This is a genomic window from Paenibacillus jilunlii (assembly GCF_900102965.1).
GTDB classification, from domain to species: domain Bacteria; phylum Bacillota; class Bacilli; order Paenibacillales; family Paenibacillaceae; genus Paenibacillus_AQ; species Paenibacillus_AQ jilunlii.
The window spans coordinates 136,032-157,483 of record NZ_FNGM01000001.1; the positions used below are offsets into that span (position 1 = coordinate 136,032).

The 21,452-nt window shown below is 52.3% G+C and carries 22 protein-coding genes; 19 read left to right on the plus strand and 3 right to left on the minus strand.

The genetic code is table 11. The features are described from left to right. Positions 1-330: 330 nt before the first annotated feature. From BLQ82_RS00635 to BLQ82_RS00650, 4 genes are all read left to right on the plus strand, one after another. Positions 331-2,385 carry a HelD family protein gene (locus BLQ82_RS00635; protein ID WP_208810640.1) on the plus strand — a complete coding sequence of 685 codons (2,055 nt, stop codon included), beginning with the start codon at positions 331-333 and terminating at the stop codon, positions 2,383-2,385. A 123-nt stretch (positions 2,386-2,508) separates the two neighbouring features. After that, positions 2,509-2,952 carry a LytTR family DNA-binding domain-containing protein gene (locus BLQ82_RS00640; RefSeq protein ID WP_062526413.1) on the plus strand — a complete coding sequence of 148 codons (444 nt, stop codon included), beginning with the start codon at positions 2,509-2,511 and terminating at the stop codon, positions 2,950-2,952. A 12-nt stretch (positions 2,953-2,964) separates the two neighbouring features. Next, positions 2,965-3,402, plus strand: coding sequence for a hypothetical protein (locus BLQ82_RS00645; RefSeq protein ID WP_062526415.1), 438 nt, complete (start codon positions 2,965-2,967; stop codon positions 3,400-3,402). A gap of 75 nt (positions 3,403-3,477) precedes the next feature. Further along, on the plus strand, positions 3,478-4,770 hold the full coding sequence (locus BLQ82_RS00650) for an amidase (RefSeq protein ID WP_062526417.1): 1,293 nt from the start codon (positions 3,478-3,480) through the stop codon (positions 4,768-4,770). Between the two features lie 61 nt (positions 4,771-4,831). Here BLQ82_RS00650 and BLQ82_RS00655 read toward each other — a convergent pair whose 3' ends face one another. After that, positions 4,832-6,088: a S8 family peptidase gene (locus BLQ82_RS00655; protein WP_062526419.1), complete on the minus strand. Its 1,257-nt coding sequence runs from the start codon at positions 6,086-6,088 to the stop codon at positions 4,832-4,834. A gap of 168 nt (positions 6,089-6,256) precedes the next feature. Here BLQ82_RS00655 and BLQ82_RS00660 point away from each other — a divergent pair, with 168 nt between their 5' ends. The 3 genes from BLQ82_RS00660 to BLQ82_RS00670 all read left to right on the plus strand — a co-directional run bounded on the left by BLQ82_RS00660 (position 6,257) and on the right by BLQ82_RS00670 (position 8,991). Beyond that, positions 6,257-6,628: a hypothetical protein gene (locus tag BLQ82_RS00660; protein ID WP_062526421.1), complete on the plus strand. Its 372-nt coding sequence runs from the start codon at positions 6,257-6,259 to the stop codon at positions 6,626-6,628. A 447-nt stretch (positions 6,629-7,075) separates the two neighbouring features. Next, positions 7,076-8,068: a hypothetical protein gene (locus BLQ82_RS00665; protein ID WP_062526424.1), complete on the plus strand. Its 993-nt coding sequence runs from the start codon at positions 7,076-7,078 to the stop codon at positions 8,066-8,068. 149 nt (positions 8,069-8,217) lie between these two features. Continuing rightward, positions 8,218-8,991 (plus strand): aminoglycoside adenylyltransferase domain-containing protein, encoded by a 774-nt coding sequence (locus BLQ82_RS00670; RefSeq protein ID WP_062526426.1) that lies wholly within the window; start codon positions 8,218-8,220, stop codon positions 8,989-8,991. A gap of 122 nt (positions 8,992-9,113) precedes the next feature. Here BLQ82_RS00670 and BLQ82_RS00675 read toward each other — a convergent pair whose 3' ends face one another. Next, the gene (locus BLQ82_RS00675) at positions 9,114-9,674 is read right to left on the minus strand and encodes a TetR/AcrR family transcriptional regulator (RefSeq protein ID WP_244280662.1); all 561 of its coding nucleotides are present in this window, start codon (positions 9,672-9,674) and stop codon (positions 9,114-9,116) included. 228 nt (positions 9,675-9,902) lie between these two features. On the opposite strand from BLQ82_RS00675, the gene BLQ82_RS00680 reads away from it, so the two are divergent. The 10 genes from BLQ82_RS00680 (at position 9,903) to BLQ82_RS00725 (ending at position 18,521) form a co-directional block, all read left to right on the plus strand. Then, a complete protein-coding gene (locus tag BLQ82_RS00680; RefSeq protein WP_244280663.1) occupies positions 9,903-10,793 on the plus strand; it encodes an oxidoreductase in 891 nt (296 codons plus the stop codon). Between the two features lie 242 nt (positions 10,794-11,035). Next, positions 11,036-12,460 (plus strand): FAD/NAD(P)-binding protein, encoded by a 1,425-nt coding sequence (locus tag BLQ82_RS00685; RefSeq protein WP_062526871.1) that lies wholly within the window; start codon positions 11,036-11,038, stop codon positions 12,458-12,460. Then, on the plus strand, positions 12,436-12,819 hold the full coding sequence (locus BLQ82_RS32300; RefSeq protein WP_157243848.1) for a hypothetical protein: 384 nt from the start codon (positions 12,436-12,438) through the stop codon (positions 12,817-12,819). Before BLQ82_RS00685 ends, BLQ82_RS32300 begins: the two co-directional genes overlap by 25 nt. Before the next feature lie 66 nt (positions 12,820-12,885). Beyond that, the gene (locus BLQ82_RS00695) at positions 12,886-14,733 is read left to right on the plus strand and encodes a UbiD family decarboxylase (RefSeq protein WP_062526432.1); all 1,848 of its coding nucleotides are present in this window, start codon (positions 12,886-12,888) and stop codon (positions 14,731-14,733) included. A gap of 318 nt (positions 14,734-15,051) precedes the next feature. Next, a complete protein-coding gene (locus tag BLQ82_RS00700; protein ID WP_062526434.1) occupies positions 15,052-15,624 on the plus strand; it encodes a GNAT family N-acetyltransferase in 573 nt (190 codons plus the stop codon). A gap of 4 nt (positions 15,625-15,628) precedes the next feature. Beyond that, positions 15,629-16,102, plus strand: coding sequence for a helix-turn-helix transcriptional regulator (locus BLQ82_RS00705; protein WP_062526436.1), 474 nt, complete (start codon positions 15,629-15,631; stop codon positions 16,100-16,102). Positions 16,103-16,113: 11 nt separating this feature from the next. After that, positions 16,114-16,323, plus strand: coding sequence for a WYL domain-containing protein (locus BLQ82_RS33130; RefSeq protein ID WP_062526438.1), 210 nt, complete (start codon positions 16,114-16,116; stop codon positions 16,321-16,323). Then, positions 16,259-16,543 (plus strand): WCX domain-containing protein, encoded by a 285-nt coding sequence (locus BLQ82_RS32485; protein WP_082722785.1) that lies wholly within the window; start codon positions 16,259-16,261, stop codon positions 16,541-16,543. The genes BLQ82_RS33130 and BLQ82_RS32485 overlap by 65 nt, the downstream gene beginning before the upstream one ends. Before the next feature lie 421 nt (positions 16,544-16,964). Continuing rightward, complete coding sequence (locus BLQ82_RS00720; RefSeq protein ID WP_074647564.1) at positions 16,965-17,984, plus strand: SDR family NAD(P)-dependent oxidoreductase; 1,020 nt, start codon at positions 16,965-16,967, stop codon at positions 17,982-17,984. Positions 17,985-18,128: 144 nt separating this feature from the next. Further along, positions 18,129-18,521 (plus strand): MerR family transcriptional regulator, encoded by a 393-nt coding sequence (locus BLQ82_RS00725; protein ID WP_062526444.1) that lies wholly within the window; start codon positions 18,129-18,131, stop codon positions 18,519-18,521. Between the two features lie 129 nt (positions 18,522-18,650). Here BLQ82_RS00725 and BLQ82_RS00730 read toward each other — a convergent pair whose 3' ends face one another. Next, on the minus strand, positions 18,651-19,811 hold the full coding sequence (locus tag BLQ82_RS00730) for a glycosyltransferase family 4 protein (protein WP_062526446.1): 1,161 nt from the start codon (positions 19,809-19,811) through the stop codon (positions 18,651-18,653). Positions 19,812-19,982: 171 nt separating this feature from the next. Between BLQ82_RS00730 and BLQ82_RS00735 the strand changes: the two genes are divergently transcribed. Beyond that, entirely contained in the window at positions 19,983-20,699 is a 717-nt protein-coding gene (locus BLQ82_RS00735) for a lantibiotic protection ABC transporter ATP-binding protein (RefSeq protein WP_062526448.1), read from the plus strand. After that, positions 20,692-21,450, plus strand: a complete 759-nt coding sequence (locus tag BLQ82_RS00740) for a lantibiotic immunity ABC transporter MutE/EpiE family permease subunit (protein ID WP_062526450.1) — start codon at positions 20,692-20,694, stop codon at positions 21,448-21,450. Before BLQ82_RS00735 ends, BLQ82_RS00740 begins: the two co-directional genes overlap by 8 nt. The last annotated feature ends 2 nt before the right edge of the window (positions 21,451-21,452 follow it).

Consider the following 21,452-nt stretch of genomic DNA (forward strand, 5'->3'; position numbering starts at 1 on the left):
ACACATTTCAATCTGCCTCCATAAGTAGTTAATCCGAAACTTGCTTCTCTTCTTCGGCAAATAAAAAAGCCGCCTCACTGCAGCCCGTCCCGTAAATCTCAGACAGTAAATGCAGCAAAACGGCGTGTACTTCACGACATCTATGAGTTTATTAAATATCATCTATGAGTCCATTAGATATGTACCCTTGAATTGGAATTTGAGTCCTAGCGTATGACCTTTTTTGGACCCACGATAATTGCATAATACTACAGCGGAAAGTATAAGTCTATATTTTTTTGGGTTTCTCTCTATACTTATGAGTATTCTCATCAGGAAAAGAGGGGCAATATGATTGTTAATCGAAGTGAAACGGATGAAAAGCTATATTTGCAGGAGATAGTAGCCAGGCTTCAGAACGCGTTGCAAGCAGTAGATAGGCGTATAAGCTCAGCCGGGGAAGAGATTCTTGCGGCCAAAAAATACCTCTGGGCCAACTCCGCGCAGATCGATCCAGCGGAACGGGCAGCCAACAGAGTTGAGATTTCCTTGAGCATTGATCATGGTGAACAAGCAGTAGTCAAGCGGGATAGGCTGCGGAAGCTGCTTCATACACCCTATTTTGGCAGAATTGATTTCCTTGCAGATCATCATTCGGAAGCCTTGGCCTGCTACATCGGGGTGCATTCCTTTGCGGGCGATGACAGCCAGGAGAATGTGATCTATGACTGGCGTTCTCCCATCGCAAGCATGTTCTATGATTTCAATACCGGCAGGGCCAACTATGCTTCACCTTCTGGGGAGGTAACCGGGGAAATCACGCTAAAGAGACAATACAGCATCAGAAACAGTGAAATGGAATATATGATCGAAAGTTCGCTGAACATCAATGACGATGTGCTGCAAAAGGAGCTCAGCCAGACCTCGGACGAGAAAATGAAAAATATTGTCGCTACCATTCAGAAGGAGCAGAATGTGATCATCCGCAATGAATCCGCCCATGAGCTGATCATCCAAGGGGTTGCCGGGTCGGGTAAAACCTCTGTTGCCTTGCACCGTGTGGCTTACCTGCTGTACCGGTATAAGGAAACCTTAACCTCGCAAAATATCCTGATTATCTCTCCGAATAAAGTGTTCTCCGATTATATTTCGAATGTCCTGCCGGAGCTGGGCGAAGAGAAAATCAGGGAACTCAGCTTCGATGAGCTTGCTGCCACTGAGCTTGCGGGAATATGCGGATTCCAGACCTTTAACCAGCAGGTGGCAGAGCTGGCCGGCTCGGTGGATGACTCCGCCATTGAACGGATCGGATACAAGGCGGATATGGATTTTGTTCAAGCTCTGGAGAGCTACATTATGCACATTAGCGAGGCCTATTTTGTTCCTGCTGATATATCCGTTGGTCAGGTGCGGATTCCCGCTGAGGAAGTGCAGAGCGCCTATCAGTCCGCACGCAGTCTCCTGGTTAGACAAAGGCTGGAGAAGACGGCATCGATCCTGTCAGCCCGGACCCGGGATGAGAACGGGCGGAGCTTGCCCTCAGCCACAGCCAATAAAATCAAAACCGCTGTCCAAAAAATGTTCAAATCGCTTAATATGCTTACTCTCTATAAGGATTTCTACGAGCATACCGGCAGGCCGGAGCTGTTCAAGCCCAAAAAGGCAAAGCTGCTTGAATTCTGTGACGTCTTTCCCCTGGTCTATCTGAAGCTTCGAATGGAAGGAACCACAGGCTTCGATACTGTAAAACATCTCTTGGTGGATGAAATGCAGGACTACACGGCCATCCAATACAGGGTTTTATCGCTTCTTTTTAAATGCAAAAAGACGATCCTCGGTGACAGCAGCCAATCTGTGAATCCGTATTCTTCATCATCTATCTCAGTGATCAAACAGGTTTTTCCCGGAGCCGATACGGTTGAACTGCTGAAGAGCTACCGCTCCACCCTCGAAATTATTCATTTTGCCCAGAGGATTAATCATAACAGCCGGATAGTTCCGGTCGAGCGCCATGGTGAACCTCCGGTAATCATTGGTGCAGACACGCCTGAAGGAGAATTATCGCACATCAACAGGTTAATCACGCGCTTCCGCAAATCGGGGCATCATTCCCTTGGGGTGGTCTGCAAGACACAGGAGCAGGCGCAAAGCTTGTACGAAGCAGTAAAAGGTACTCACAAGGATATAGTTCTGCTGGATTTCAGCAGCGACAGATTTCATGAGGGGATAATGATTACCTCCGCACATATGGCTAAGGGGCTGGAGTTCGATCAGGTGATTATCCCTTTTTGTGATGCAGTGAATTACAGGACAGAGCTCGACCGGAGTATGCTGTATATTGCCTGCACCAGAGCCATGCATGTGCTTGCGTTAACCTTTTGCGGGGAAGCCTCTGGATGGTTGTAGCCAGCCTGCTATGCTTATACAGCAGCTTAATGTCCTCTGTGTGCAGCTTGCGCAAAGCCCCTTGAAGATGCACTTTTACAAAAATATACTGGGATTGTAACAGATGCGCGGGAGGGGACGCTCATGAAAATCACCATTGAGAGCATACCGGAAGACAGCGAGCCTGAGATTATTCTGAGGTGCAATGATCCGGATGAAGCGGTGCTGAAGCTGCTGTATTCGATTCAAGCTATGGCAGCTTCCAAGAAGCTGATTGGCATGACCGATCTTCAAATGCATATCATCGAACCGGATGAGGTGTATTATTTTGAGGCGGTGGACCACAAAGTTTTTATTTATTGTGCCGAGAAGGTGTATGAATCCAGGCTGAAGCTGTATGAGATTGAACTGGCTTATGCGCACAGGGATTTTTTTCGAGCCTCCAAGTCAACCATCCTGAATATTGCCAAAATCAAGTCCGTCAGCCCGCTCCTTTATGGCCGATTCGAAGCCTTGCTGCACAATGGCGAAAAGGTCATCATTTCCCGGCAATACGTTCCTGTGCTTAAGCAAAAACTAGGACTCTGAGGAGGCTTCATCATGAAAACCGGTAATTTTGTATCCCATATGGTGAAGGATTGGTTTGCAGTCTGTGGATGTGTAACGATTCTGGTGGCTATTGTGCAGGCCTTGAGCTCAACCGGTTCCGTAAAAGCATCGATCCTGTGGCAGATTATTGTGGCGGCTTCGGCATTTACCTGCTTCAAATATGCTTTGGTGAGCACACCCGGGCTTGGTCAAAAAGCGCAAACGTTCTCCTTCTATATCTGTTTTCTGCTTGCTGATGTTTTTGTGATCGTGTGGCTGTGGCTCTTCAGTTCCGGTCCGTTTAGAGAAAATGAGCGTTTTCTCCCTTTTCTGATTACCAGCCTTGTGATTAAAGGTATGGTGTACACGATGCTGCATATTGACGGCCAGAAGGAAGCCAAGCGGCTGAATGAGAAGCTGGGCGAATATCAGAGGGAAGGCAAGGCATAAAGCAAAAAAACGCCACCAAATTCCTTGCCGCTCGTAAGTAGGGGGAGATGTTCACTTTCCTTTGGAGATGATTGTATGCTTCTCAATTCAACTTCCTTGATTGCTAAGGATATTCCGGATCGGACGCAGAACGGACTGCATCCGTCATGGGATCTGTTCCGGGAGCGCTATTCACGGCTGGAACCTCACATTCATGCCTTTGCAGCTGAAGCGAATGCGGGAGAACGGCTGGACGCTGCTGCGGAAAATTTGCTCGATACCTATAGAGGAACAGGGGCGAAGCCAGCTTTTTACGGAATTCCTGTAGGCATTAAGGACCTGCTGCATGTAGAGGGATTGCTAACCCGGGCCGGGTCCGGTCTGCCGGCTGCGGTGTTGGCAGGGCAGGAAGGATCGTTGATTAGACGCCTTCGTTCATTGGGTGCTTTGATCGCCGGCAAGACGGTCACCGAAGAATTTGCTTACAATGGCCCTATCGCAACACGCAATCCGCACGATCTGTCTCATACCCCTGGCGGTTCAAGTGCGGGGTCAGCAGCAGCGGTTGCCGCAGGATTATGTCCGTTGGCGTTGGGGACCCAGACTCTTCGTTCCGTGATTGCCCCTGCTTCCTTTTGCGGTGTGGTGGGTTTCAAGCCAAGCTATGGAAGAGTGCCGCTGGATGGTGTTATTTTGCTGGCCCCTTCCTTTGATACCATAGGATTCTTCACGCAAAAGGTATCTGATATGCAGGTGGCGGCAGCCTTGCTCATCCCAGACTGGAATCACCATTACCGGCAAGCTGGCAGAAAACCGGTGCTGGGCATCCCCAAAGGAATATACATGGAACTGATGAGCGGTGGGGTCAAAGCAGCTTTTTCTGCACAAATCGAAGGTCTACAGCAAAAGGGCTATGCAGTGAAGCAGGTGAATATGCCTTGGGAGGATGAATTTATCTACGGGGACGCCATGCTGCGGTTTCTGGAGGGGGAAATGGCACGAGAGCACGCCCCATGGTTCGATCGATTTGCAGAGATCTATGGGACTCCGGTAAGGGAAGCTATTCTCCGTGGCCGGGAAATAACTGATACGGAGCTGGAGATGTACCGCCGGAGGCAGGTCAGGCTGCGCCGGGAGCTGGAAACAGCCCAAGCGGCACAAGGCGTGGACCTCTGGGTATCGCCGGCGCAAGGCGGAACCGCACCGAAGATCGGTGAGGGCACCGGGTGGTCCGGAATGACCGCCATCTGGACCTTTGCCGGCTGCCCGGCTATCAGCCTTCCATCAGCCAGTATTGACAACCTGCCGCTCGGTTTTCAGTGCATCGGCAGTTACGGCCAAGATGAGGCACTGGCGGCCTGGGCGCGGCAGATGTCAGAAGACTTGTAATTCAATAAACCCGGAAGTTTATGGGCGAAAAATATGCAAATCTGCCCGGGCAGATAGCTAATCATCTCTTTCCAAGCAAAAAGCGCATATTGATCTCGCCGCTGCCTGCAGTATTCGGCTTCAAGCCGAGACGGAATGCGTTTCTCTTCAGCCGGGCTTTTACCTGGCGAGGTGTGAGCGAAGGATAGCTCTGCAGAAGCTGGGCGGCGGCCCCGGAGACGATAGGAGTAGAAACACTGGTGCCGGATAGTACGAAATATTGTTTGCCGATCCGCATGTAAGGGAATCTCCGGGCCAGTTGGGATCCGGGGGCACGAAGGGAAATGACGGATTCACCCGGGGCTGTGATATCCGGTTTAATCTTCCCGCAGGGTGTTGGACCCCGGCTGGAATAGAAGGTAATGCGGTCATCTTTTTGCGTGAGGGTCCGGCGGTCATCTACTGCTCCGACCGTAATCGCCGCAGGATTGATGCCCGGTGACTCAATCGTCTTGCGTCCGGGGCCGCTGTTGCCTGCGGCGATTACAACGGTAAGTCCGGCTTGGACGGCTTTGTCTACGGCCTGGCAGAGCAGGTCGTCTCTGCAAGAAGTACTTACGGTTCCGCCGAACGACATGGACAGAATGCGCAGCTTTAACCGTTTCTTCTCCGCAATACACCATTCTATGCCTTTAATAATCGTAGAGTCATAGCCATCTCCGTTGATATCCAGCACTTTAACGCCTACTACGCCCGCTTCCGGTGCAGGACCTCTGTACTTACCTTGGCTAAGCCAGCCGTTGCCTGCCGCATCTCCGGCAATATGTGTGCCATGGCCGTTATCGTCATAGGGGCGTTTCCGGTGGTTGACGAAATCCTTGAAGGCCACGATACGGTTCACGGGACGGACCAGATCGGGGTGGGGGTATACTCCGGTGTCGAGAACGGCGATATTGATGCCTTTTCCGGTAAGCCCCCGCTTGCTTTGAACAGCTGCCGCACCAATGGAAGGAGTAGCAATATCCAGCGATATGGATTTAATCTGATCCAGATGTACCTTATGAACACCTTCCCAGCAGCACAGCCGTTTCAGGCAATTCACTGAGACTTGGGAGGAAAAGGCGTTAAGCATAGGAATATGGTGTTTAATAGCAAAAGCATGTGCGCCTAGATGCTTGTGTAAGGCCAACATTCTGCTTGGGGAAATTTTGTGCTTGAATTGAACAATAACAGGCAGCGCTGCTGGTCCCTTGCCGGAATGATACGTTTTACGAATTTCGGTCCTCAGCGGACGGTTCATTTTGGAAGCATACTGCTTCATCCACAGTTTATTGCGCATGGCTGTCGCCTCACCTCTCCGATACAGGGTATGCGCGGAAAGGCACAGTGGGTACATATCTATAATTCTAAGACACTACCACATTTCTCGAATGATAGGCATAAATGCGTTTCACTGCACGTACGAAATGCATCTACTACTGTATCCTATCAGAAAGTGGTGAAGTAAATGAAAGCTCCTGACAAAAAAGCCGTAATGGCCAAAAAAGCTTTACTGGCCAAAAAAGCAATGATGGCCCGCAAGGCGAATGCAAAGCCTGTGAGAAGAAGACGCAGAATCAGACAAACCTTTGACAGATTTGTAGTGCTGGCTACAGACTTGAATAATGTGCCTAAGGATTCCACCGGCTGGACAGCTTCCTTGACTAGCGGCTCAACAACGGTAACTGCTGATTTTGACGAATTTGGTGTCGTTCGATTCCCTACGATCAGCACCCTGACAACGGTATCTTATTTGTTGAGAATCAGAGATGCAGCTGGCAATCAGTTAACACAAAAAAATATCCCCGCCAACCGCGAGTTTTATGTAGCCAGATTCTAATCCCAATCCAAGCGTAAACCCCAAGAGCGCGTACCTTTGACGGTATGCGCTTTTTGATGATATTGCTCGTCACGAGAATTTCCGGGATGGCTATCCCAGCAAATAGTAGTTTGTGAAACATCAGCCATGTTTTATATTTCCAGCCGCCGTGATATTGTATAAAAAGGCTGAAAGCGGCCGTATGGAATGAATATGCACGAATTAGGTGTACAAACTCCAACTAAAACCTTCTGTATCCAGGATTTCAGCGAATTAGTTTTACTTTTTCCACTAAGCTCCAGTTCCTGATGAACTTCATTGCTCTCAGCTTCCTGTAACTCTGCCGGCGGGAAGAAATGAGGTCGCGGAAATTCTCAAGTTAACCCGAAGGATACATAACTCCCGGCGAAGAGCCGCAGAAATGTATAGACGAAGTCACTTTGTTTCTAGTTAAGAGGGGGTAAACCAGTGTATGAGTGGATCAAGGGCTATAATTTAGTAGAATACAGCGCGCAAGCAGAGAGGCTGGATTTCCGTGAGCATGAAAGCTTCCATATGGAGAGGCTGGAGCTGGTATTGCCGCCTGTCGGCATGACCGCAGCCGCGCAATATTTTGTTGCCCAGCAGGCCTGGCTGTCTGATGATTTCCAGCAAATGATTCCTGCGGATAACGCTAGTATCCGCGAACTAATCCTTACTGAAGTTGGACCTCATTTTGCTGATGTGAAGCAGGTTATACGTGAAGGAAACATTGAAACGATCTATCTGCGGGAACTGAAGCCCGAATCCAGGCAGCTCTTCGTGGATACGCATACGGGAATTCTGCCGGTGCTGGAGGATCTGTACAGACACCATGATATAAGGGACAGTTACAGTGGAATTAAGCGGACTATAGTTAATTATGTGGTGGACCCGGCTGCCTTGGAGCCTTATGAAGCGCCGGGCACCGAAACACTTCAAGCTCTGCTGAATGCGTATCTGGAGCTGCCGGACGGAGAATACGCCTTGACGCCGCTTGGCTGGAAATTTGACGATCATTTGCAGAATTCAACGGCACTGCGTTTTTTTGCCGGTTGGGCTCCCCATCTGATGCTTGGAGTGGATGCCGACACTGATGAGGTCATTATTCTGTATATGTCCGGCAAGGAATTCACCCGTGAGGTTCTGCTGAATTCAGCGCATCCCAAGCCGCCCCGCAGAAGGGGCAGCTATTTGTATCTGGATATTAGTCATGGGATAGTGAATGTTATTAATCTCAGCGGGCAGCCGTACATCAGGGATTGGAATGAACTTAAGGATGTTAAGGTGTATCAGCTTCCCGAAGGCATGGATTTTAACGACTTCAATCATGAAACTGCAGAGCCGCTTCCCACCGGCATCACGTTCTTATATGACCAGGATTCTATTCAGTCCTTGGTCGGCAGGGTCAATCAGGAGTTGGAGGACTTTGGCTGGCTTTGACGTAATGAGTGCAGAGAGAATCATCTGCAGCCCCCGGAATTCTGCGGGCTGACTGGCGCGTGGAGAACAGCTCTACTTATTTTTTTTCTATGTATCCGCCCCTCGTTTGAATATAATGGAAGTTGATGATTGCAAGGGAGGCGAAAAAAATGAACATACAGGCGGAGCGGATTCTGGACAGGTTTACGGTGATTTTCAGAGAAGAATTAGAAGCAGATCTGGCAGGGATATACCTGCATGGCTCCTTGGCTATGGGCTGCTTCAATCCTGCCGGAAGTGATATCGATATTCTGGTGGTAATCCGCGAAAAGCTGCCGCCTGCAAGCGCCCAAAGGATTGCGCGCAAGCTTTTGGCCCTGCGGGATGATATGACAAACGGGTTGGAGATTAGTGTTATCCGGGAAGCAGCGCTAACACCCGTGACCTGCCCAACGCCATGTGAGCTGCATTTCTCCGACTACCACCGGGAGAGATATCGGGCTGATGAGGATTATGTATGCGGAGACTATGAGGATAAAGACCTCGCCTCACAAATCGCTGTCGCTTATTACAGGGGCAGAACGTTATACGGGCAACCCCTTGCCATGCAGTATCCTCCGGTTAACCCCGGCGCCTATCTGTCCTCTATTCTGCATGACATCGCGGATGCGGCAGCGGAGATTATGGAAAACCCGATGTACATAACATTGAATTTGTGCCGCGTGCTGTATTACCTACAGGAGGGCAAGATCGCTTCGAAGAGAGAAGGCGGGGAATGGGGAACAGCGAACCTGCCGCTTGAGTTCAGGGAACTCGTGCAGGTCTTTTTGAATCAATATAATGGAGTTTCGGAAGACAGGCAGGTACAGCCGGGTCAGTTGGCCGCTTTTGCCGGATATATGCTGGATGTTATTGATAAGAAAGTGACAGGTGGTGCAAGATGACCATAGCAGAAGGTTGATCTACCGCCGCGTAATTATGATTATTTTGAGCGGTTTCAGTAAAGGTACTTTTTGTCTATAAACAGCCCCGGCAGGATCAACGCGATCCATGCCGGGGCTGTTTATTACACTCTGATGGCCTTCCAACAAGCCTCCAGCGTTTGCTGTACCTGCAGCTCGTCCAGGGGGTATTTTTGAATGATGAAGCCCTTTACGATGGAAACCATAATCCCGTGAATAATCTGATGGGACAAGTGCGGGTCCATTTCCTTAAATATTCCCTGATTCTGTCCTTCCTCAATCAGAGAGAGCATGATCTCCCGCGAAGCATCCTCCATTTTGCGGAGATCGGCTGAAATGTAAGGAGAATAGGAATAGCTGTCAATGAACAGAAATTCCTTTGGAGAGGATAATCCAAAATGCAGCCTGTTCAGCTGCAGGCATTTGAATCTTTCATACAGGCTTAGATCAGGATTGTAATTGCGCAGCAAGGCTTCGCCCATATGTTGACGCGCTGCCTTGTACACCTCGTTTACCAACTCTTCTTTATTGCTAAAATAGTTGAAAAGCGTGCCGGAGCCCACATTTGCTCTCTTCATGATTTTGGCAATGGTCACAGACTGCAGCCCTTCCTCATCAATCAGATCCAATGTGGCACTAAGGATATCGTCGCGTTTACTCATCATATACACCTCGTAAGCTTAAATGTAGTGTCCGTGTGTTGAAGTGTCAAGTTAGTGGATTGTTTACTCCGAAAATTAGAGGGTTATTTTATGGTTTTATGCAATTAAACCTTTATTATTTATTTAATTATTATCATTGTTGGAGTGAATAATCCAAAAAATACTTGACCTTTGTCTTTTGGAGGGCTATACTTGCTTTGGATTAAACATTCCAAATTGAAGGAGATCATAATGATGAGTAGAGTATGGCTGATTACCGGCAGTTCACGTGGTTTAGGTCTGGAAATTGCCAAAGCAGTCTTAGACAATGGGGATAAAGTGGTTGCAACTGCCCGCCGTCCAGAGCAGCTTAACAGCCTGGTACAGATATATGGCGATCAGGTGCGCACATCTGAGCTGGATGTCACAAATGCTGCTTCAGCAAAAGCGGCAATCCAGCTGGCACTGGATGAATTCGGAGCGTTGGATGTGGTAGTGAACAACGCCGGCTACGCGAACAGCTCTCCCATCGAGGAGACGCCTGACGAGGATTTCCGGGCACAAATCGATGCCAATCTGTTCGGCGTGATCCATGTGACCAAAGCTGCTCTGCCTGTACTGCGCAAGCAGCGCAGCGGACATATCATTCAGATTTCATCCGTTGGCGGACGGGTAGGCGGGACACCGGGGCTTGCAGCCTACCAGGCGGCTAAATTCGCGGTTGAAGGCTTCTCGGAGGTGCTTCATAACGAAGTAAACCCTCTAGGCATCAAGGTCACCATCGTTGAACCGGGAGCCTTCCGGACCGATTGGGGCGGGTCTTCGATGAGCATCCCTCCCGTCGGAGAGGATTATGAGCAGACCGTGGGGGCGATGAATAAATACCGTATATCCGTATACGGAAAAGAGAATGGCGATCCGGTCCGTGCCGCCGGGATCATCGCAGGTCTGGCCCGGCTGGAGGAACCCCCGCTGCGCCTTCTGCTGGGTCCCGAAGCAGTAGCATTGGTCCGTGCAGCCTCAGAAGCCCGTGCGGAAGAAGTGGAGAAATGGGCTCATATCAGCATGTCCACCAATTATGAGGGTCTGAGTGAAATGGAGGACAATCCAGTTCTTCAGCGGATTAAGAACCAGGCACCCTGAGCGTGCGGGACATTGAAACGGTCCAGCCAGCGGAGGAAATCTAACACGGAAACCGTTCGTATAGCCGGATTTTATCTTTTGTCAATAGAATAGCTGGTTCAGACCTCAAGTGTTAGTGATCTTATACAATCAGGTTGAGGGATTTTGGATATAATGACAATAAACCTGACATATCCGTTCAAAAGACGGGGCTTACACGCTATAATATGGCCTAAAGATCCATTCGAAAGGTCTGAGGAATGATGAGCCTGGAAGCCTTAAATGAACGTGTGATTACCGATCTTTCCTATCTTGCTTATGGAGGCGCAGACTGGGTAAGGCCGTTAAGCCATCCTGAAGGCCATGTATATGATGTTGTGGTTGTCGGCGGCGGACAAAGCGGCCTGGGGGCGGCTTTTGGGTTGTTGCGTGAACGGATATCCAACATTCTGGTCATTGACGAGAACAGCGAAGGAGCCGAGGGGCCTTGGGAGACTTATGCGCGGATGGTCACGCTGCGGACACCCAAACATTTAACTTCTGTGGATCTGGGGATTCCTTCATTGACCTTCCGTTCCTGGTGGGAGGCGCAGAACGGATCGGAGGGCTGGGAAGCCATAGACAAGATCCCGCGCGGCGAGTGGATGAAGTATCTGCGCTGGTACCGGAGAATCCTGGGTTTGCCCGTGATCAATGAGGTTCAGCTTAAGCTGATAGAGCCGTGCGGAGAGGGGATTCACCGCCTGCATATCTCTGGTGCGGGAGCACCGTCCGGGCAATTGCTGGCGCGCAAGGTTGTGCTGGCCACGGGCATCCAGGGCGGAGGCGAGTGGCATGTGCCGCCGATGGTGGCTGACCATCTGCCGAAAGCTCTATATGCCCATACCTCCGAGGCGATAGATTGCACCGCCCTGCGCGGCAAAAGAATTGCGGTTCTCGGCGGCGGAGCCTCGGCCTTCGACAACGCGAATTTTCTGCTCACGGAGGGGGCGGCGGAGGCCCATGTATTTGTCCGCCGCGGGCAGCTTCCGAACATCAACCCCATCCGCCAGATGGAGGTATCGGGCATGATTGAACGGTTTCATACCTTGCCTGACTCTGATAAATACGCTGTAATTTCGCATTTCTTCAAAACCAATCAGCCGCCGACCAATGACACCTTCGCCCGTGCGGCGGCTTGGCCGGGCTTCCAGCTGCATCTCGGTTCACCGTGGCTGAAGGTGGAAGCGATCGGCGACAAGGCGGTAGTGACCACGCCAAAGGGGGAATTCTCGTTTGATTTTCTGGTGGTCAGCACCGGACTGCTCAGCGACCCGGGGCTGCGTCCGGAGCTGCGGCTGGTCGACAGCCATATCGCCCGCTGGAGCGACCGCTACGAAGCGCCGCCGGAGCTGGCGAACCCGCTGCTGGATGCGCATCCGTATCTCAGCCCGGGCTTTGCGCTCCAGAGCCGGGATGAAGCAGGCCGGGCGCTTGTACACGGGCTGTTTGTTTTCAACTATTCAGCCCTTGCCAGCTGCGGCCTGTCGGCTTCAGCCATCTCCGGCATGAAAAATGCCGTCCCGAAGCTTGTCGCCGGGGTGGCCGACCAGCTCTTCACGGATGACCGCGAAGCCATCCTGAATGCTTTTTTCGCTTATGATGAGGTTGAGTTTACCGGAGTGTGGCCATTGAAAACACAGGGCTGACAATCAGGGGGCTGTCTCACTCGCAGATTTATCTGCTGGTGAGGAGCCCCCTTTGCGCTGCCTGGCGGGTCCCGACTTCCGCCTGTCAGCGCCGGAATGACCCAATCAAAGGTATTTGTACCTTTGAAATTGCCCGTCAGCGCCGAAACGACCCAATCAAAGGTATTTATACCTTTAAAATTGCCTGTCAGCGCCGGAACGACGCAATCAAAGGTATTTATACCTTTGAAATTGCCTGTCAGCGCCGAAACGACCCAATCAAAGGTATTTGTACCTTTGAAATTGCCCGTCAGCGCCGGAACGACCCAATCAAAGGTATTTATACCTTTGATTGCGCCCATCGCCTGGTGCGGCGTTGACCTTGCGCGTTCCCTCATTGATAATAAGGAGAGTTCACATTTCTTCTGGAGATTGGAGTAAGACCAATGAGATACCGCAGTATGGAAGAATGTATTGCCGATTTGGAGAAACATGGACATTTGGTCCGCATACAGGAGGAAGTCGATCCTGATCTGGAGATGGCCGCGATTCATCTGAAGGTCTACGAGGCAGGCGGTCCGGCCCTGCTTTTTGAGAAGGTCAAAGGCTCGAAATACCGCGCAGTATCGAACCTGTTCGGTACTATAGAACGCAGCAAATTTATCTTCCGCGATACCTGGGAATCGTCCCAGGATGTGATCGCTTTACGCAGTGATCCCATGAAGGCGCTTAAGCAGCCCTTTAAATATATCGGGACGGGGCTGGCTGCCCGAAAAGCGCTGCCGCTGAAAAAGGGAAACGGTGTACCGGCCGGCTTCGAGGAGATTCAGATCTCTGATCTGCCGCAGATTAAGTGTTGGCCTGGCGATGGCGGCGCTTTTATCACTCTGCCGCAGGTCTATTCCGAGGACCCCGACAAGCCGGGGATCATGAATTCCAATCTGGGCATGTACCGTATCCAGCTAAGCGGCAATGAGTATGAGATCAATAAGGAAGTAGGCGTGCATTATCAGATTCACCGGGGCATTGGCATTCACCAAACCAAGGCGACGAAAAGAGGACAGCCGCTCAAGGTCAGCTGCTTCATCGGAGGACCTCCCGCGCATACCTTGTCCGCAGTTATGCCCTTGCCTGAAGGGTTAAGCGAGATGACCTTTGCCGGGCTGCTGGCGGGCCGCCACTTCCGGTACAGCTATGTCGACGGCTTTTGTGTCAGCAGTGACGCCGATTTTGTAATTACTGGCGAGATTCATCCCGGCGAGACCCGGCCGGAGGGGCCTTTTGGCGACCATCTGGGCTACTACAGCCTGACCCATCCATTCCCTGTAATGAAAGTGCATAAGGTTTATGCCAAAAAAGGTGCCATCTTCCCGTTCACCGTTGTGGGACGCCCGCCGCAGGAGGATACCTCTTTCGGGGAACTGATTCATGAATTGACGGGCGGTGCGGTGAAGCAGGAGGTGCCGGGAGTCAAAGAGGTGCATGCAGTAGATGCCGCAGGTGTGCATCCTCTACTGTTCGCCATTGGCAGTGAGCGCTATACGCCTTACCAGCAGTTGAAGCGGCCGGCGGAGCTTCTGACCATCGCTAACCGGATACTGGGAACAGGCCAGCTTAGCCTGGCCAAATATCTGTTCATTACAGCGGAAGAAGAACAGCCGGTCAGCACGCATAATATCGAGGGCTTCCTGGCCTATATTCTGGAGCGGATCAATCTACGGCGGGATATTCATTTTCAGACCAATACAACTATAGATACACTGGATTATTCCGGCACTGGGATTAACAGCGGCAGCAAAGTGGTTTTTGCAGCGGTGGGAGAACAGAAGCGGACCTTGTGCACGGAGGTGCCGGGGATACTGGAGAATCTGCAAGAGTTCGGACAGGCCAAAATAATTATGCCGGGGATCGTGGCCCTGCAGGGACCGAAGTTCACAGATTATGCGGAAGCACGGAAGGAAACGGACAAGCTGAGCGCCGCGATTCAGGAGCAGGGGGCTCTGGATACCTGTCCGATGATTATTTTATGCGATGACAGCACGTTCATGAGTGAAACATTGAGCAATTTTCTCTGGGCAACCTTCACACGCAGCAATCCCTCGCATGATATCTATGGGGTGAACAGCGGCGTAGAGAACAAGCACTGGTTCTGTGATAATGTGATGATCGACGCCCGTGTGAAGCCGCATCAGGCCCCGCCGCTGATTCCGGATGCTGAGGTGGAACGGAAGATTGAACGCTTTTTTGTACAGGGGGCTGCCCTTGCCGGATTGCGCAAAAAAGCGCTGAGTTAGTCCCGTGGGTGCATAGTTGCTCTGATTTGGGATTCGCTCTTGGCTGATATGTAAGAAGCATGCGGAGATACGGCGGAAGTAGATAAGGAACCATGGCAGGCGTTCTGGACGCAGGCCGTGGTTTTTTACTGCTTGGCTCCTTATACGAATAAGCAAAGTGGATTGAGAAGATGCTATTCGGCGACAAAAAACTGATTTTGCAAATAATGCGGACGCAGAAACCGGCTGTCATAAGAAATGTTACTGAAAATTCCGCATCACACTTGCTATATTGTGGGTGAATCTAACACCGTGAAGCAGAGATGAGGAGATAAATCTATGAAAGTTCTGGAAACACAGCGGTTAACAATAAGAGACTTCCAGCCGGAGGATTGGGAGGATCTGCATGAATATCTTTCCCGGGAAGAGGTGGTGAGGTACGAGCCTTACGGGGTTTTTGATGAGCAAGCGAGCCAGGCGGAGGCACTTCGGCGCTCTGCGGACCCTGCCTTTTGGGCGGTATGCCTGAAGGAGTCTGGGAAAATGATCGGGAATCTGTATTTTCAGCAGCAGGAGCCGCTGACATTCCGGACCTGGGAGCTTGGCTATGTTTTCAACAGTGAATTCCATAATAAGGGTTATGCGGCGGAGGCTTGTCAAAGATTACTGGAATACGCTTTCTGTGATCTCAAGGCCCGAAGAGTGACCGCACATTGTGATCCCCGCAACACCCCCTCTTGGCGTCTGCTGGAGCGTCTGCGGCTGCGCCGGGAAGGGCATTTGCTTCAGACCGGATATTTTAAATGCGACAATGAAGGACATCCGCTCTGGCATGACACCTATGCCTATGGCCTCCTTGAAAGTGAATGGATGGACAGCTGCAAGGCTGATCCGCAGAGGCGGAAGGTATAGCCGGATGAAAATTGACCGTCTGCTGGGGATCGTGGTCTACCTGCTTAACCGTGAAACGGTCAGTGCCCGGGTGCTGGCTGAGAAGTTCGAAGTGTCGCCGCGCACCATCCAGCGGGATATGGCGTCCATCAGTCTAGCCGGAATTCCTGTAGGCTCGCAGCAGGGGCTGAATGGCGGCTACTACATCATTGACAGCTATAAAATGAACAGGCAGCTCCTCCAATCCGAAGATTATACATATATTCTTGCTGCGCTGAAGGGCCTGCTAACCGGGTATGACAACCTGCGGGTACAAGGCACCGTTGAGGTTATGACTGCTCTCGCACCCGGCAAAGCGGCACTTGGGCCAATGCTCCAGCTGAACCTGGGCGTGCTGCGTGAAGGAGAGGAGACAGGCGGGAATATAGCCATGGTGGAACAGGCGATAAAAGAGAAAAAAGGCTTGGATTCCAGTATACGGATGCCGGCAACAGCGTAACGGACAGAGGGGTGGAGCCGCTCCTTCTGACCTATAAATGGTACGCCTGGTATCTGTTCGCATATTGCTGCGATAAGCTGGATTACCGGCTGTTCCGCCTCTCCCGGATGCGGTCCGTTCACCTGATGTCCCAGACATTTACTCTGACGCATAAGGATGCGGAATTGCTCCTGTCAGAGCATAGACCTCCGGCCGCAAGTGAAAGTCCGTCTAGCCTGTAAGGCAGAGCACAGGGTGCTGCTCCAGGAAGCGTTTCTGCAAGCTGAGCTGCTGGAGAGGCGCGAAGGTGAACTCCTGATGTCCTTTACTGTCCCGGAAGAGGAGCAGGGCTGGTTCGGAAAGCTGCTGGAGTACAGCCCATTGATTACAGTGCTTGAGCCTGAAAGTCTTAGACAGAGGATGCACAGCCAAGCCGCATTAATCATGGAAAAGTATCGCTGAAATGGCGGTGATGTCCGGGCCGGAGCTTGTTCTCCAAGCGGAATATGCTTTTGCAGGGGCAGGGAGTCAAGTGGAATTAGTTCACTTAAGTGGATCGAAAAGCTTGCTGCAGAGGGATTAGTGGGAAAAAGTAGACTTATTTTAAGCGGATTTACCTGAACAGGGGTGGATGGTTCAAATTAGTTATCCTTTTTCCAACTATTGCTTGCGGGGAAGTGGAAGGGAGAAGATTTAAGTTTACTTTTTCCACTTGGCGAGCCGGCGGAGCTGCGGATGGAATACTTCCATGAGCTGGGGGGGTGAATCCTCAGGGACGGAGCGGCAATAGGGCATTTTCAGGAGCTATTCCAATAAACGCTTGCCTTAAAGTGAACTTTAAGGCATATGATGATCCCGAAGAATAGAATGGAGGGATCATCATTTGGAATCACAAACCAACAATTACCTAACGGTGCAAGCGCCGCTCGTAAGCGGGTTCGGTGCCCGGACGACAGCCGCTGAGGTGATCGGCGGCCTGGATCTGACCGGCAAGGTAGCGATTGTAACGGGCGGATATTCCGGGATTGGACTGGAAACCTCGCGTGTGCTTGCCGAAGCAGGGGCCACTGTAATCGTTCCGGCACGGACTCCCGCAAAGGCCAAGGCTGCCGTCTCCGGCATCCCCCGCCTGGAGCTGGAAGCTCTTGATCTGATGGACCCCGACTCAATCGACAGCTTCGCCCGGCGGTTCATCGCTTCTGGGCGGCCGCTTCATTTCCTCATCAACAGTGCCGGCATTATGGCTGCGCCGCTGGCACGTGATGCCCGCGGTTATGAGTCGCAGTTCGCCACCAATCATCTGGGGCATTTTCAGCTGACGGCCCGCCTCTGGCCTGCATTGCAGCAAGCGGATCAGGCCCGGGTTATCTCGGTTTCATCCCGGGCGCACCGTCTGGGCGGCGTTGATCTCAGCGACCCGAACTTTGAGCGGCGGGAATATGATAAATGGAAGTCCTATGCCCAGTCCAAAAGCGCGAATGTGCTGTTCGCGGTTGCCTTGGACGAGAAAGCCAAAGCGTATGGAGTCCGGGCCTTTGCCGTTCATCCGGGCCTTATCCCTTCCTCGGGAATCGGCCGTTTTCTGGAGAAGGAAGAAGTTGGTGTTAAACCCGTCAAGGTTCAGCCGGCACAAGAAGGCGAGAAGGGGGAGCCTGCAAGCAACGCAAACTCCGACTTCATGAAAAACACGGAGCAAGGAGCGGCAACCAGTATCTGGTGTGCGGTCAGTGAACAGCTTGCGGGACTCGGAGGCGTCTACTGTGAGGATGCCGATATTGCCGAAGCGGTTCCGGCCGACAGTATGCAGGGCTCGGGAGTCTGGCCCTGGGCTATTGACCGTGAGACAGCAGAGTGCCTGTGGGTGCTCAGCGAGCAGCTGACCGGAGTGGAATTCACAATTTGAGCTGCTGCGGATACCCGGACGGTCCTGGCGGCAGATAGATTGGGTTATGAAACCGGAGCGGGAGGGTCTTGACTTCAAATGTACTTTTAGCCGTATACTAGGAAAAAACCGGATCACGGTTGTGATCAGAGGGGAGTGAACTCCTTGGGAATCTCCATCAAAGAGGCTTCGGAGAAGTTGGGGCTGCCTGCGCATACCATCCGTTATTATGAAAAGGAAGGGCTGCTCCCGCTCCTTCAGCGGGACGAGCACGGGAACCGGATATTCGGGGAAAAGGACCTGGAATCCATCTCGCTGATGAACTGTTTTCGGGCAACCGGACTGCCGGTGGCCACCCTGAAGCAGATGGTGGACCTGACGCTTCAAGGGGATTCGACCATTCCGCAGCGAGCGGCCATTCTCCGTGAATACAGGCAGGACCTGGAGCGCCAGCAGCAGGAGCTGGACCGGGCTTTTGCCATAGTAAATATGAAGCTGTCCAAGTATGACTTGCTGGAGCAAGGCCAATTGGCCCCGCAGGATCGTATGGGCCTTTAATACCTGCATCAAAGAAGGGCGTCCGCATCGGGGCGTCCTTCTTTAAGCATAAAGGGGAAGCTAGCAGGCTTACTGTCTGCATTCAACGAGCCTTCGAGTTGCCTGAGACAAGATGTACCATATCCCCCCTCAGGCGGAAAATATCTGCGCACTGGCCTTGATGCGTCTGCTGTCGATTATTTCTTCATAATCCCGGATCAGTCCGTCAAAAATCTGTTCCCAGGAGCGGCCAAGCGCCTGTATCCGTCCCTCACTCCCCATGGCCGTCCGCAGCGTGGAATCGCTGGACAGGCGGCATATTTCCTCCGCGAGCGAGCCCGGCTCCTGCGGCTGAAACAGCGCTCCGGTTCTCCCGGGCATGACCAGTTCCTTGCTCCCGCCTGCACCGGCGGCAACAACAGGCAGCCCTGAGGCCATAGCTTCAAGCACCACATTGCCGAAGGTTTCCGTGCTGGACGGAAACACGAACAGATCGGCGGAGGCATACAGCTCCGCCAGCTCTTCTCCGTGCTTGACACCGGTGAAGGTGACATTGCGCGGTGCCTGGGCACGCAGCTCGGGCAGCAGCGGTCCGTCGCCGACCACCAGCAGGTGAACCCCGGCGGCAACGGATTCCGGCAGCAGCTGCAGAGCGTGCAGCAGGGTGGCGATATCTTTTTCCGGGGCAATCCGGCCTACATACAGCAGTACCAGCGGAACGGAAATTCCATAGCGCTCCCTTAAGCTGGCTGCTTGGCGTTTATCCGGGGAATACTGCTGGCAGTCAACGCCTCTGGACCAGAGCCGCAGCCGTTCGAAGCCCTGCTCCCGCAGGATCTCTGCCGTTTCCCGCGACGGGGCAAAGGTGGCACCGCAGGTGCGGTGGAACCATTTCATGTATCTCCAGTAGAGTGGAACAATCCGGCGCATGCGGTAATATTCAAGATAACGGTCGAAATGAGTATGGTAGGAGGCTACATGGGGCAGGCCTTGCCTGTGTGCATAACGGAGGCCGCACAAGCCGATGTTGAACGGGGTGGACATATGCAGCAGATCGGGCTGGAAGGCGTTCAGCTGGCTCTGAATAGAGGACATGCTCGGGAGAGCCAGCCTGCACTCGGGATAGAGAAAAAACGGGATACTGGCAACAGGACGGACCGGATCGGGGTAGCTGTCCTCGGGGGCGGATTTGGGTGTGAACAGCAGATGTTCAATCCCCCGGCGGTTCAGGTGGCCGGTTAACCGGCCAAGCGTGCGGGCAACACCGTTGGTTTGCGGAAGAAACGTGTCCGTAAATAAGGCCAGGCGCATGGAATCCCTCCCTATATGTTACTTGCCCTAATCTTATCAAGCGAATATTTCAAGGGCGTTAACCGGAGGTTAAACAAAACACGGTGGACAAAAAGTAATTCCAAAACATTATAAAATCTTTATTTTCTCTTGGTAAGCTGTGTCCAGACAAGCAAGAGAGGATGGGATTAGATGCAATACATACTGGAGACCAAACATTTGAGCAAGCGGTTCAAACGGCAGCAGGCCGTGGAGGACGTTTCATTGAAGATCCCGGCAGGCACGGTATACGGACTGCTTGGACCGAATGGGGCAGGCAAAACGACGACACTGAAAATGATTACAGGACTTCTGCGCCCGAGCAGTGGAGAGATTCTGATAGGCGGCAAGCCCTGGGAGAGAAAGCAGCTGGAGCGGATTGGCGCATTGATTGAATCTCCGGCGCTGTACGGGAACCTTACGGCCCGGGAAAATCTGACGGTTCATGCAAAGCTGCTGGGGCAGCCTGCGCGAAGAATAGATGAGGTGCTGCACACCGTGGATTTACAGGAGACCGGCTCCAAAAAGGCCTCCCAATTTTCCCTCGGCATGAAACAGAGACTGGGCATCGCGATTGCACTGCTGAACCGTCCGGAGCTGCTGATTCTGGATGAGCCGACGAACGGGCTGGACCCGCTCGGCATTCAGGAGCTGCGGGAACTGATCCGCTCCTTTCCGGCGCAGGGCATTACGGTGATTCTCTCCAGCCACATTTTGTCCGAGGTGGAGCAGATTGCCGATTATATCGGCATTATCAGCGGCGGGCGGCTGGGCTATGAGAGCATAATACACAAAGGCGAAGATCTGGAAACCCTGTTTATGCAGGTCGTTGCCCGGAACCGGGAACAGGCGGGGGTGCACCATGCTTAATATCCTTCAGTCTGAGCATTTAAAATACAGACGCAGCTTTTCGGCAAAGCTGGTCTGGGCGGCCCCGTTGTTTTTTGTTCTGTTCGCGCTCGTTGCACTGCTGTATCTTCCCAAAGGACAGAGCTTGCCGGGTGACCTGTTTCTTAGTATGGTTTTTAACTGGTGGCCGTTTGTATTTGTGCCGCTCGGCACGGCGCTGCTCTGTGCGCTGGCTGAGGTTAGGGAACGCAAGGCCGGGAATTACCGCAGCCTCCGGCTTCATAATGTCCGTCCCGGAGCGTTATGGTTCGGCAAAATCATGGTGCTGGCCTATTATATGCTGCTGTCCTCCCTGGGAACCATTGCTGCTGCTCTGATTGCCGGCCTGCTGATTACGGATGGAACCCTTCCTGTGGAAAAGGTTGTGGTTGCCAGCCTGCTCACTTGGCTGGTATCGTTAAGCCTCATTCCGCTCCAGCTGCTGGCAGCGGCGTGGAAGGGCATCGCGGCATCTATCGGACTGGGTGTTGCCGGTATGTTCGCCGGTGTAATTGCCGCACCCGGGCCAAACTGGATCTATGTGCCATGGAGCTGGGCCCTGCGGCTGATGTGTCCCGTAGCCGGTGTGCATCCGAACGGGGTCCCGCTGGAATCCGGCAACCCGCTGCTCGAACCCTCGGTGATTCCGGTGGGAATTGCCGTATCCTTGCTGTTTTTTGCGGCCAGCTCCTGGCTCACGGGAGTGTGGTTTGCCCGGAAAGAGGTGAAATAGCG